General features: G+C 52.8%; 13 protein-coding genes. 4 read left to right on the forward strand and 9 right to left on the reverse strand.

Annotated elements, in window-relative coordinates; translation table 11 throughout:
- Positions 1 to 144 precede the first annotated feature (144 nt).
- Both NT073_RS22445 and NT073_RS22450 read right to left on the reverse strand, forming a co-directional pair.
- Positions 145 to 582, reverse strand: coding sequence for a hypothetical protein (locus NT073_RS22445; RefSeq protein ID WP_297377916.1), 438 nt, complete (start codon positions 580 to 582; stop codon positions 145 to 147).
- Positions 583 to 661: 79 nt separating this feature from the next.
- Positions 662 to 1,096, reverse strand: a complete 435-nt coding sequence (locus NT073_RS22450; RefSeq protein ID WP_297377918.1) for a pyridoxamine 5'-phosphate oxidase family protein — start codon at positions 1,094 to 1,096, stop codon at positions 662 to 664.
- 183 nt (positions 1,097 to 1,279) lie between these two features.
- Between NT073_RS22450 and NT073_RS22455 the strand changes: the two genes are divergently transcribed.
- Positions 1,280 to 2,116 (forward strand): universal stress protein, encoded by an 837-nt coding sequence (locus NT073_RS22455; RefSeq protein WP_297377920.1) that lies wholly within the window; start codon positions 1,280 to 1,282, stop codon positions 2,114 to 2,116.
- A gap of 32 nt (positions 2,117 to 2,148) precedes the next feature.
- Here NT073_RS22455 and NT073_RS22460 read toward each other — a convergent pair whose 3' ends face one another.
- On the reverse strand, positions 2,149 to 3,138 hold the full coding sequence (locus tag NT073_RS22460) for a 2-hydroxyacid dehydrogenase (protein ID WP_297377923.1): 990 nt from the start codon (positions 3,136 to 3,138) through the stop codon (positions 2,149 to 2,151).
- 270 nt (positions 3,139 to 3,408) lie between these two features.
- Between NT073_RS22460 and glgP the strand changes: the two genes are divergently transcribed.
- Positions 3,409 to 5,112, forward strand: coding sequence for an alpha-glucan family phosphorylase (gene glgP, locus NT073_RS22465; protein WP_297377926.1), 1,704 nt, complete (start codon positions 3,409 to 3,411; stop codon positions 5,110 to 5,112).
- Here glgP and NT073_RS22470 read toward each other — a convergent pair.
- From NT073_RS22470 to NT073_RS22480, 3 genes are all read right to left on the reverse strand, one after another.
- Entirely contained in the window at positions 5,081 to 5,503 is a 423-nt protein-coding gene (locus tag NT073_RS22470) for a hypothetical protein (protein WP_297377929.1), read from the reverse strand. The two genes, glgP and NT073_RS22470, sit on opposite strands and share 32 nt — an antisense overlap.
- 179 nt (positions 5,504 to 5,682) lie before the next feature.
- Entirely contained in the window at positions 5,683 to 6,729 is a 1,047-nt protein-coding gene (locus NT073_RS22475; protein WP_297377931.1) for a response regulator, read from the reverse strand.
- Positions 6,698 to 8,323 carry a PAS domain-containing sensor histidine kinase gene (locus tag NT073_RS22480; RefSeq protein ID WP_297377935.1) on the reverse strand — a complete coding sequence of 542 codons (1,626 nt, stop codon included), beginning with the start codon at positions 8,321 to 8,323 and terminating at the stop codon, positions 6,698 to 6,700. Before NT073_RS22480 ends, NT073_RS22475 begins: the two co-directional genes overlap by 32 nt.
- Positions 8,324 to 8,509: 186 nt before the next feature.
- On the opposite strand from NT073_RS22480, the gene NT073_RS22485 reads away from it, so the two are divergent.
- On the forward strand, positions 8,510 to 8,833 hold the full coding sequence (locus NT073_RS22485; RefSeq protein ID WP_297377938.1) for a thioredoxin family protein: 324 nt from the start codon (positions 8,510 to 8,512) through the stop codon (positions 8,831 to 8,833).
- Between the two features lie 51 nt (positions 8,834 to 8,884).
- On the opposite strand, the gene NT073_RS22490 is transcribed toward NT073_RS22485, so the two are convergent.
- Complete coding sequence (locus NT073_RS22490) at positions 8,885 to 11,383, reverse strand: cation-translocating P-type ATPase (protein ID WP_297377941.1); 2,499 nt, start codon at positions 11,381 to 11,383, stop codon at positions 8,885 to 8,887.
- A 179-nt stretch (positions 11,384 to 11,562) separates the two neighbouring features.
- Between NT073_RS22490 and NT073_RS22495 the strand changes: the two genes are divergently transcribed.
- On the forward strand, positions 11,563 to 11,787 hold the full coding sequence (locus tag NT073_RS22495) for a DUF2892 domain-containing protein (RefSeq protein WP_297377944.1): 225 nt from the start codon (positions 11,563 to 11,565) through the stop codon (positions 11,785 to 11,787).
- Here NT073_RS22495 and NT073_RS22500 read toward each other — a convergent pair.
- Complete coding sequence (locus NT073_RS22500) at positions 11,779 to 12,477, reverse strand: sulfite exporter TauE/SafE family protein (protein WP_297377946.1); 699 nt, start codon at positions 12,475 to 12,477, stop codon at positions 11,779 to 11,781. The genes NT073_RS22495 and NT073_RS22500 overlap by 9 nt on opposite strands.
- Complete coding sequence (locus NT073_RS22505) at positions 12,474 to 12,905, reverse strand: FixH family protein (protein WP_297377949.1); 432 nt, start codon at positions 12,903 to 12,905, stop codon at positions 12,474 to 12,476. Before NT073_RS22505 ends, NT073_RS22500 begins: the two co-directional genes overlap by 4 nt.
- Between the last annotated feature and the right edge of the window lie 14 nt (positions 12,906 to 12,919).

A 12,919-nucleotide genomic window follows, 5' to 3' on the forward strand; every position in this document is an offset into this window, starting at 1 on the left:
CAATTAAATCCGTTGACTCACTCATTTATTTCTTCACTAGCAAAAGTAGATAAGACTTTAATAGCTAAGCCTGTTCGAAATCACCCTGTTCGATGATTGTAGTCACTGTGTATCAGAACAAAACTGATCAGTTGCTACCGGCAATCAGGGGCAAGTCCAGGTTTCTACGTATCGGTCGGGCCCGCCACGCTGCCAGCTGAATACCAGCGTTGTAGCAGACAACTCATCCAGGCGGTAGTCGGCTGCGTAGCCGGGAGAATATTGAAGAACGGGCATGACCAGCGTTGTTTCGGTAGACGACCAGTTGCCGAGTACTTGTTGGCCGTTTCCGTTCCCGCACCGGCTCTGGTCTTCAACCAGCGTATGGTCCGTTCGGAAAATGAGTCGGTAACAGTCCAGATACGGAAAATTCAGGGTAGAACTGGTGAATTTTCGATTCATTATTTTCCAACCCGCTGTACAACCGGTCAGCAATGCCTCGGTATTCGTTAATGGCCGGTGATCTGCACACGACCAGGGAATCGTAGCCAATAAGACAAGCTGCAAGCAGGTCCAAAATCTGGATAATTTCATTGTTTTCATACGTTTGATTGGTTGTTCGTAATTGGTTATTGGTAATTCGTCAATAGGGGCAAATAACTAGTAACCAGTAACCACTACCCTACAGTCCCGACTTTATCTCAGTCCGACCTGTTTTGCTGAGAATCCGAATGCGGTACACTACATTGGCAGCGGGGCGTTCGGTGTTTGTTTCGCCGACAGCGGCTTCTCTAACAGGTGCTATCCGGCCCGGTCCCAGTCGTTGTTCGGCATATACCCGTTCATCGCCCTGCAACTCTTCATACACACCCTGTACAACGACACTGCGCCAGCAATCCGGTCCGCAACTGTCGTCGACCTCGAAACAGACGGCCGGATTTTTGCGGAGCAAACGAGTTTTGGTCCCTTCGCAAGTCTGTCCGTAAATAGCCTGTCCATCATACAGATAGCTGACCGGCAACACAAGCACCTGTCCATCGGCAGCACAGCCGATACGACCAAAAAACTGTGTACTCAGCAAATGGTCCGTTACTTCGGGCGATAGATCACGTAACATAGCGAATGTCAGGTTTATGTGAGACCCCAAAGCTACAAACGGATAGAATTCCCCTTCCGAAGATGCGTCAGCTGGCAAACTGACTTTGCTCACCTGATGTAAATCAGGCTGTTAACCAGCGGCACTCATGTAACGGCAGAACGTAGGTATGTTCTTTTGCACCGTCATTCAATCAACACCTTTATGGAAACTATCCTTGTTCCGACAGACCTTACGCCCATGACCGACGTGGCGCTGTCGGTAGCCGTCAACCTGGCCCGAATCAATGGGGGCGAAATTGTCCTGCTGCATTCGGTAATTTATCCGGTCCCCGTCCCTACCCCTGTTTTTGCCGAAGCATTGCCTGTTATTACAGACCGTACCCTGACAACGTACCAGTTGCTTGAGCAGGATGCCCGCGAAATACTACAACAATTTGCACAGAACCCGGCCTACGCGGGTGTTACCATCAGGCCGACGCTGATCACGAACGGACAGGCATTGGTCGATAACGTGACCACCCGCCCCGCCGACCTGATTGTGATGAGTTCAAACGGCGCGGAGGGTCTGGAAGAGTGGCTGATCGGCTCCAACGCCGAAGTCATTGTCCGACATGCGCATTGTCCGGTATTGGTGGTTAAGCAGGCGACTCCTCATTTTCAACCGCAAAATATCGTTTGCGCCGTCGACATCGACGACCGGCTGAAAGCCATTTACCACTTCCCGTTTCAGATGGGCGAAAACGGGCTTCACCAGTTCCTGTATGTGATGACGCCCTCCGATAACCGCGACCCGGAGGGAGTACGGGAGTGGATCAATGAGTTTGCTGATGCGAAAGGCATTACCGAGTTCGAATCGATCATTCAGCATGCCAAAACCGTACCGCAGGGGGTTATCGACTACGCCAATGAGGTAGAAGCCGACCTGATTGTATTATTTACACACGGCCACAAGGGTCTGCTTCATCTGCTTTCCGGCAGTGTGGCCGAAGATGTACTCAACCATACGCAAGTACCCGTGCTGATCATGCGGGTAGCGTGACAGGCAACGGGTTTTGGACGGTGTAAATCCAATTAACACATTGACGCTTTTGTGATAGACGCAGTCTGCTTGTTGTCAAAAAAGCTGAATTGATTAACCAGGCTCAGGGCAATCTGGCGCAGGGCATCTTCCGTAAGAAAACCCTGATGAGCCGTTAGCAATACGCCAGGGTGCTTACGAAGGCGGTTCAGAAGGTCGTCGGGTACAGCCCTGCCCGAATAATCGTAGTGAAAATAATCACGTTCCCCCTCATACACATCAGCTGCGTAACCGGCCAGTTTTCCTGCATTCAGGGCATCCAGCACAGCATGGGCATCCACCAGGCGCCCTCGTCCCGTATTGACCAGTATGGCGCTTTGCTTCATCAGCGAAAGCGTCTGTTTGTTGATCATGTGCTGCGTTATGGAGGTTGAGGGGCAGTGCAGGGAAACGACATCGGACTGCCGCAGGAGTTTCGGCAGCGACACATACGCAACCCCTATTTCCGTTAGTCTGCGGTCAGGGCACATATCGTAGGCAAGTACTTTACAGCCAAAACCCAGCATAATCCGAATAAACGCTTTACCGATATGGCCCGTACCCACTACCCCTACCGTTTTGCCGTGAAGGTCGTACCCCATCAGTCCGTCGATGGTAAAATTACCGGCCTGCACCCGGTTGTGCGCTTCGGGCAGATGTCGCACCATACCCGTTAGCAGGGCAACTGTATGTTCAGCAATGGAATAGGGCGAATAGCTGGTGTGCAGCAGCGTCATTCCCAGATCGGCGATGGCCTGCAGGTCTACGTTGTCCGTTCCCATGCACCGCATCCCCACCACCCCTATTCGCATCTCTTTCAGAAGCGTAAGTACGGGGCGACTAAGGTCGTCATTGACGAAGGTACAAACTGCGCTATGCCCCAAAGCCAGATGAGCCGTTTTAGCCGTCAGCACCTCAGGTATATACGTAATGCGGTGGTGAGCGCGGTATTGATCGAACCAGGCCTGCTCGAAGGAGAGCGTACTAAAAAAGGCGATATTCATTGAGAGACAGGTCTAAAGCTTGACTCACCAAAATTGTCATTGAAATTAATCCTCAAGCCTGACATGACTCATCGGTTGGCATGACTTTGCACAGACATTTCCCCAGAATAAGGCTGAAAACAATCACCAGATCCTTTTACAATCGTCAGGTTTTTTGTTTGATGGCTGATTAAAGGCCACGAATCAGCCTACTACTTGATTTTTCTCAGATACGGGCTCGCGTTCCCGACTGATCTTTGGGGCTTTCGTACAAGCATACAACCTGACTCAATGAATTCTGTTGCCCAAACCAGTTCGCCGGTTCCCGCCTGCCAGATTGCCTATTTTTCCATGGAATACGCCTTCGTTCAATCCCTTAAAACCTATTCGGGTGGTCTTGGTTTTCTGGCCGGATCGCACATGCGGAGTGCCAGGGCATTGAAGCAGCCACTGGTGGCCATCGGTATTCTATGGAAATACGGTTACTACGACCAGGTCCGCAAACCCGACCAGACCATGGATGTGTTATTCATGGAGAAGCAGTACAGCTTTTTGGAGCCTACCAACCTGCGGTTTCAGATTCGGGTCAATCACGCACCGGTTTGGGTAACGGCCTACTACCTGCCGCCAGCTACATTTGAAACGGCACCGACCTATTTTTTATCGACCGATCTGCCCGAGAACGACTACCTCGCCCAAACGATCTGCCATCGGCTGTACGACCCCAACCCCGAAACACGCATTACGACTAGTATTTTACTCGGCGTTGGCGGTGCAAAACTACTGGATCTTTTACAGCTTTCGCCCGATGTGTACCACCTGAACGAAAGCCATCCATTGCCGGTCGCCTTCGCGCTCTATAATCGGTTTGGCAATGCCGAAGTTGTTCGAAAACGACTGGTATTTACTACCCATACGCCCGAAGAGGCCGGAAACCCCCGTACTGACATTCGCCTGCTCGACCGGATGGGCTTTTTCGATTACCTGCCACTCGATACAGTCCGACAGCTTACAGGCATCTATACCGATACTTTCAACTGGGCACTGGCTGCCCTTCGACTGGCCGGGCGGGCCAATGCGGTTTCCAAACGTCATCAGGAAGTGTGTCAGCAGATGTGGGGCGCCTACGATAACCTCTGCCCTATCGGCGCCATTACCAACGCCCAGAATGCCCGCTTCTGGGCCGACGAAAAAATGGCCGATGCAGTGGCCCGTAATGACAATGCGGCCCTGGTGGCCCGAAAAAAGACGCTCAAAAAACGATTGTTTGATGTCGTCGCCGATCAAACCGGCGACCTGTTCAGACCCGACGTGTTTACGATTGTCTGGTCGCGTCGGTTTGCCGGGTACAAACGTGCCGATTTACTGCTTGCCGATCCCGCCCGGTTTGAACGACTGCTCAGCAATCCGGCTTATCCAGTGCAGATGATTTGGGCGGGTAAACCCTACCCGTTCGACTACGCCAGTATCGGCACATTCGACCGGCTGGTGCATGTCAGCAAGGGCTTTGCCAACTGCGCGGTTCTGGTCGATTATGGGATGCAGCTTTCCCGACAGCTTAAAGGCGGAGCAGACCTGTGGCTCAACACCCCACGACTGACGCGGGAGGCCTCCGGCACCAGCGGCATGACGGCCGCCATGAACTGGGCAGTCAACGCGTCGACCAACGATGGCTGGATACCTGAATTTGCCAGAAATGGTATTAATAGTTTTGTGCTGCCCGAAGCCAGTATTACCGGGCCGGTTCATGAACAGGACGCTTTTGACGCCGAAAACCTCTATGCCTTACTCGAAACGGTGGTGTTGCCTCTCTATTACGAGCACCCCGATGATTGGACCGCTATCATGAAGGCCAGCATAGAGGACGTAACACCTTATTTCGACTCAGATCGAATGGCGGCAGAATACGCCGAAACCATGTATAAAATTAACGACAGTCCTTCGGCAGAAACTCACAATAGTGCTAGACCATTACTGACACAGGCTCCGGATTGATGATAAGAGGCAGAGTCTGTAAGTTGGGTTGATTCAGGATAGCCGACAGGGTCGCATTGGCAACCAGCGACCAGTCTTCAACGAGCCAGTAATCGTAACGGCGAATGAGCAGGTGCATGCTGATGGCCAGTTCCGGATTAGCCAGCAGCGTTTCGGTTACCACACTGCCGGGGTTTGTGTCGCCCAGCAGTGCACACCAGTTTTTTAACCGGGTACTGGCTTCCGATTTAGCGGATTGCAGAGTCGATTTCTCTAACGATTGGCCTTCATCAATGTCGTAGGGCAGAACAACGGTTAAACGAACAGGTTGATGCGAATGAGCGGAAAGCCAGTTACGTACGGAGAGTGCGGAATCAACGGAGCAATCGACAATAAAAAGGGCTGTTTTCATGAACCAGACGGAGTTTCGTTTGACGGTGGTACGTTTAGTCGGCTGCAACCGAAGACCAACACATTTAGATCATAAAATTAGCCCGCCCTCCCGCCGATGCGGATGAGCGGGCTTAGTCCAGAGCCTGATTGTTGTCATACAGCCGGTTTGTTCGGGCCGCCAACTGGTAAGCGTCGGGTTTACCAGTTGGCCCGGCGCAGCTTTTCGGCCTGTAGCACCCGGATACCCGCTGGCGCAATCACTTCGATGAGGCCATCCTGCCTGAACTCGCTCAGGGTACGAATCAGGGATTCGGTAGCTGTACCAACAATTGCGGCCAGATCATCCCGCGAGAGCTGAATGATCTCACCATTTTGCTGATTGTGCAGCCGCAGGACCGTATCCGCTACCCGGCGCCGGAGCGAATTATAAGCCATACCCACCAGCTTCTCTTCGCGCTCGGCTACACGGCCAGCCAGCAGTTGGATAAAATGCTGACTTACTTCCTGATTAGCCAGTAGCAACTGCTGAAAATCCTCCATCGGGATATAATGCAGTTCGGAATCTTCCATCGTTATGGCCGATTCGGTATACCGGCGACCGTCGAGGAGAGGAAGATAGCCAAAAAAATCTCCGGGGGTGTAGATTTCCATGATAAGCTCTTTGCCGTCGGTATTGATCCGGACCGCTTTGACCCGACCTGATTTAAGAAAATACAGGCGGGTGGCTTCGTCTCCTTCCGAATAGATATACTGCTTTTTCCGCACCGGATGAACTTTACGATCGGCCGACAGGCTTTGCAGATTTCCTACCCGTCGGGCATCGTCCATGAACTGATCGAGTCCTTCGTGCACCAGGTCATAGTCTGGCTTAAGGTGCGCAAATCGGTTCAGCCGCCCTTCAATCGCACTAAGCAGTTCGGATTCATCGAACGGTTTGGTCAGGTAGTCATCGGCACCCAGCTCCATGCCTTTTCGCAGGTCGTTCCGTTCCGTTTTAGCTGTCAGGAAGATGAAGGGCACCCCCGACAGTTGTGGGTTTTTATTAAAAATATGCAGCACCCCGTAGCCATCCAGTACCGGCATCATGATGTCGCAGATGACCAGATCGGGCTTCTTGGCAAGGGCTTTTTCAACCCCCAGCTTACCATTTTCGGCAGTCTCGACGGTATAGCCCGTCAGCTCAAGGATCTCAGCAGTATTTTCGCGGATAGCTTCATTGTCTTCGATCAATAAAATAGTTTTCATACGGAAGGTTTAAGGTGAGGGTTGTTCCTTTGTTGAGTTCACTGGTTAACGTAATAGTGCCCCCCATCAGGTCTACATAACGACCGACGATGTGAAGCCCCAGGCCGGTACCCGCGATGTTGGTCACGTTTCTGGCCCGGAAAAAGCGTTCAAACAGATGCTCCTGATCTTCTTTGGCAATACCCACCCCCTGGTCTTTAATAACTAGCTTCAGGTTAGCATCGGAGCAGGCAGCCCATAGAGATACAACCGAATCAAGGCCGGAATATTTTATGGCATTACTCAATAAATTGACCAGAATTTTGCGGAGCATCGACGGGTCTATCCAGATCGTGCCCGTACAGTCGATTTGGGTCTGAATCGTCTGACCGGGTTTCAGAGCCGACCTCATGTCGGTAATGGTTTCGTCCACCAGTTTGGCCAAGTTAATCTCGGCAGGATGCGTTTCCACTTTCCCCTCTTCGAGTTTACCGACCGACAAGAACTCCTCCAGAATGTCATTGAGGTGGTTTACCGATGCTCTGATTCGCATAAGGTGTTTCTCGCGCTTATCCTGCTGATCGCTCGTGGTGTATTTTTCGATCAACGTAGCCGACGTCAGCACGGCGGTCAGGGGCGTACGAAATTCATGGGAGGCCATCGCCACAAAACGGGATTTTAGTTCGCCAAGCTCCCGCTCTACGGCCAGCGCCCTAGCCAGTTCATCTTTAGACTGCTCCAGCTGGTCGAGCGTATTCATGAGCGCATGTGTACGGTCGACCACTTTTTGTTCCAGATCGGCATTGAGCCGTTCTATATCGTCGCGGTGAGTGAGCAACTGCCGTTCGGCTTCTTTTTTAAACGTACTGTCAATTATATAGGCAACCGCATACAGTTCATCTTCGAGCCGGAAGTAGCTCAGGCTGACTTCAACGGGAAAAACGGACCCGTCTTTACGCTGTGCGTTAAGATCGCGATTGTGGCCCATGGCGCGCACCTGCGGACTCTCGTTAAAGGACTGCCGGAGTTTCTGGTGGTAATGGCTTATACGCGTGGGCACCAATTGCTCAATGGTCAGCGCCAGTATTTCGTCGGTAGAGTAGCCAAACAGCTGATTAGCCAGTTGATTGGCCGATACGATCGCCCCTTGTTTATCGCAAACGATTATACCGATGGTAGCACTGGAAAAAATGGCTTCATACCGGCGAACACTGTGCTCCAGTTCGCGTTCGGCCTGGACCAACCGGGCCTGATCAATAAGGCGGATAAGGGCGTACGCCTGTTCGTTTTCGGCGAACGAATCAATGACAAGACGACCCATAAGAGGCCGTCCGTCCTGCCGTCCAACCTGAATCAGTTCTTCGAAATGATTTGTTTGGCGGATTTGCGTAATCAACGTAGCGCGGTTTTCATCACTCAACGGCTGAAACCGCAGCGACCGAGATCGAACTGGATCAGCCAGCATAGCAGCCTCAGACACGAAGCCAAGCATACGCGCCCCAACTTTATTTACCCGTACAAACCGCTCTTCATTGAGGTCATAGATACCGATAAAATCTTCGCTCTTCTCGAAAAGTAAGTTCGTTAACGTATTTGAGTTTAATGCAGTTAACATAAAGGCGCTGATCCTACAACATATGCTGAGAGATTTCTAGGCCAAATTACAGCAATCTTTCAAAAATCGGTCAATAATCATTGAGTGCCCTAACAATTGTCAGCTCATCTGCGGGCATAAACGGCCAATTTTACATCGTCAACGTAGATAATTTTTTGTCTCATGAATATGGTAGGCCGCAAACCTATGAAACGCGACGACCCAAACCCAATACGTATTCCTGACCGGTCGGCAGTTTTATTATTCTTTATGCCTTCGGAAAAAGCCGACCGTCAAAGGCGGGCTTCTTTCGTTGCCCTTGCCGACTCGCTGCAACATACGCTTGGGGATACGGTACGTATTCTGAAGATCGATGAACTGTCACACCCCGAAGTTGTCCGGAGTTTTGGCATCACCCAAACGCCCGCCTTTGTGCTGGTGCGTCAGGGGCTGGAAATCTGGCGGCAAATCGGCCTGGCCTCCGACAAAGGCATGATCTCAACCGTAGCGAAACATCTGATGATGGATTGAATAAGTTAATAAGTAAGTCGGTAAGTTAGTAAGTGGCTGACGCAAAAACACTTACCGACTTAAAAACCTCCCCTTCACCAGTTCAATCCAGCCTACGCCCAAGCATGACCAGAGCAGGCATTGACCAAAAGCTGCCGGCGTCAGTTCGGCAAATTTCGCCAGGGCGCGCATCGGCGGGAACAGCAATGCGCTAATTAGTAGCAGTAGGGTAATTGACAGCATCAGCCAAAGTAATGGATTCGGGCGACGCACCGTTTGCCAGACTGGCTCCCGTCCTGACCGACTTACCAGGGTCAGCCAGATGTTGCTCAGTACCAGCGTAACGAATGTCATGGTTCGCACATTCTCTATGGAATTGCCCGCGTGCATTCCCTGCCAGTATACACTCAATACAGCCCCTGCAATGGCTACCCCCTGCACAACGCTGACCCCTAACTCGCTGGCCGTAAAGAACGTATCGGCAAAAGGGCGGGGGCGCTGCTCCATCAGGTTGCGCTCGGCGGGTTCATTTTCGAAGGCAATGGAGCAGGTTGGGCCCATGACCAACTCCAGAAAAATAACGTGTACCGGACTGAACAGGTTGATGTACCGCCAGCCAACCAGCAGCGGTATCGTGACCGTCAGAATAATTGGAATATGAATGGAAACGATATACCCCACGGCCCGTTTGAGGTTCTGATAAATGCGTCGGCCCTGGGCAATGGCATTGATCATACCGCCCAAATCGTCGTTCACCAGCACCAGAGAAGCCGCCTGTTTTGCCACCTCCGTTCCCCGGCGACCCATTGCCACGCCAATATGAGCCGCTTTGAGTGCCGGACCATCATTAACCCCGTCGCCAGTCATGGCGACTACCTCACCGTTCGCTTTCAACGCCCGAATTACGCGCAGCTTGGCTTCGGGAAACATGCGGGCAAATACATTCACCTGCTTCACTTCGGCCTGTAACTCCGCTTCCGGAAGCCCCATTACCTGCTGGCCGATCAGCATACGATCGGCATTAGGCAGGTCGACCTGCCGGGCAATGGCACAGGCCGTTTCAGGCGAATCGCCGGTGATCATCTTCACCACAATACCGGCTTGATTAAATTGCTGGATTACCGACCGTGCATTGGCCTTAGGCGGGTTTTCCAGCGCGATAAGCCCCTTAAAGGACCAGGCAAATTCATCCTGACTGGCAGGGTAATCCTCGTTGGGCCAGTCACTTCCGGCCACGCCCAGCACCCGATACCCAAGTCTGGCCAGTTCGGTTGCCTGGACCAGGACGTTGGCCGTTTCCGCTGCCGACAATCGACAAATCTGAACGATACGCTCCACGGCGCCTTTTCCTGCCACGCGCACCGGACCGGTACCGGCGGCATACACGTGGGTCATCATGGGCGGGGTGCCGCCCAATGGATACTCATGCTGTAAGGGATACACAACAGGGATAAAATGGGCTTCGTAAGCCACCAAAATGGCCTGCTCCATAGTGTCGAAGGGCGTGGGCTCGCTTGCCCAGCGGGCGTACGCCAACACCTCGCCCGCCGACGGCGTCAGCGCATCAGTCAACGACACAACGGCATCGGCGCTATAGTCATAGAGCCGGGCGAGGACCATGCCATCCTGCGTGATGGTCCCCGTTTTATCTGTGCAGATGACCGTAGCTGATCCGAGACTCTCGACCGTTTGGGGTTGTTTGGTAAGGACACCAAAGCGCACCATGCGGGCGGCTCCCAGCGCCATAAAGCTGCTGAAGGCCACCGGTATCTCTTCGGGCAGGATGGACATGGCAATGGTCAGCCCCAGTAGCAGTGCGGTTACACGATCGCCGGACTGGGCAAAATTAATACCCCACACAAGTGCGAAAGCACCGAATCCAACGAAGGCCATGCGCTGAACAAACTGGGTTATTTGCTGCTGTAAAGGTGTTTTTTCGACCTCTATAGCTTGTAGTGAATGGCCTAGCTTGCCCAATTCGGTTGCCTCCCCAACGGCGGTTATCCGTACATAGGCGCTGCCGGAGGTAAGTAGCGTACCGGATAAGAACCGGTCTGTGTCTGGTACGGTCTTGTCTACCGGCACCGACTCACCCGTCAGGATGGCTTCATCAACGGCGCAGTCACTAGCCTGGAGCAACAGCCCATCGGCCGGGACGGTCTGGCCCTCTGTTAGCCAGATAACATCGCCAACAACCAGTTCCTCTACCGGAAGGTGCTGTTGCTGCCCATCGCGAAAAACAGATACCGTTGGCTGAGCCAGCTGTCGAAGTGCCTGCAGCGCCCGGTCGCTCCGAATGGATTGAAAGAAAGATATGGCTGAAACAAGCACCATCGCCACACCCAGCACTGTCCCTTCCTGCCATTGGCCCAGAATCACGTAAAGCGAGCTGGCCACTGCCAGCAAAATGAACATGGGTTCGGAGACGATTTCAACAAACAACCGCCAGCCCGTTTGAGATTCGTGAGTTGCCAAACGGTTGCTGCCGAATTGCTGCCGGGAAGCCTTTACTTCAGCGTCCTGAAGAACGGTGAATGGCAGACTTACGGATGGATCGTTCGTGGGCGTCATACAGATTGGTTTTTAGTATACTGCTGACCGGAACCCGTCGGGCAGAAAATTTAATTCACGCTCAACCAGTCCCGGCCAACATTATACTGTCGAAAAAAAAGTCACTTTAATCCTTGATAACCATCAAGTTGCCTATCAACAAGCTTTTTTATTTTTAAGCCACCAATCCAATTAAACGCATGAAAAAGAACCTTGGCTATTATGATGCTTCCCTTCGGGTTATTATTGGTATGTGTCTGCTGATTCTGTTCGTCATCAACGATTTCCATTCGCTGGTAAGCTGGCTTTATCTACTCACGGGTGCGGGTCTGTTGCTCACGGCTATTTCCGGCAGCTGTCCTTTATACCGACTGTTCGGTCTCAGCAGTCGTGCCAGCCGGAAGCCGAAGAATCAATTACATTGACCGGCTACCGTGGCAAATGGGTATGGTATCCGCCCCGGTTTTGGCCGAATGTGCCAGTGAACCGATGCCCCGCACAATTAGGAGAACGGCCAGTAGAACGGTTGCCAACGGCAGCGCTTTCCCAAACCGATGTCGCAAGCGGGGCGTCAGGCGGGTCAGGGCCACTGTCAGGCTCAGCATGGCAGGCACTGTACCCAGGCCAAAGACCAGCATATACAAGCCGCCATTTAGTAAGGTTGGAGCCGCCAGCGCACCCGCCAAGGCTACATAAACGGAGCCACAGGGAAGCAATCCATTTAAAAACCCAAGTCCGGTAATGTGCTGCAACGTAGGCTGGCGAAGGAGTTGCGCCAGCGGAGCCGTTAACCGGCGGGTGAGCGGTGAGGTCTGTACCCAGTTAGGGAATGCCCGCGCCGAAACCACCCAGACCAGCAGCAGAATACCCGCTCCAACCGAAACGGGTCGCTGCAAACCAGCCAGCAGTAATCCCTGCCCAACACTACCCACTACTATACCCAGAAGGCTATACGCGCTCAGCCGCCCCAGATGATACAGCCCCCTCGCTAGTACTCGCTGGCCCACCGGCAACCGGCCTACGGGCAGCGCCATAGCCAGCGGCCCGCACATGCCGATGCAGTGCAGACTCCCGGCCAGACCGGTCAACAGGGCCGTTGTGAGCCAGACGATCATGGCAAAATCAGTTCGCGCTCGGTATAATACTCGCGTTTGCCATCAAACCAGGCAAGTTGTGCGCGCCACAGCCCACGTTGTCGTTTCTGCATGGGCACCACCGTAATCACCTGAGTCGATGCCGTTAAGGGCAGACGAACATCCTGCTTCCGGTCGGCGGGGCAGTAGAGCGTCAATGTGCCGCGCTGAAGCGAATCGGGCAGGCGCAGCTTGACCTGCTGGGTTTCCGTCTGGTATTGGATATACGTGGCCGGGTCGAATTCACGGGCATTGGCTACCCGGTCGATCTGCTGCTGATACGCCATTTCGTCCTGGTAATAATCATCGCGCACCAGATCAATCGTCTGGCGGCTCATTCGTACAACCATTGTACCGATAAATCCGGCAAACAGGACGAACACAAGAACAATAGCTTTTCCCCAGTTCATACTATAAAAGAGTG

Origin of the sequence: Spirosoma sp. (assembly GCF_026391055.1) — a bacterium.
Classification (GTDB): domain Bacteria; phylum Bacteroidota; class Bacteroidia; order Cytophagales; family Spirosomataceae; genus Spirosoma.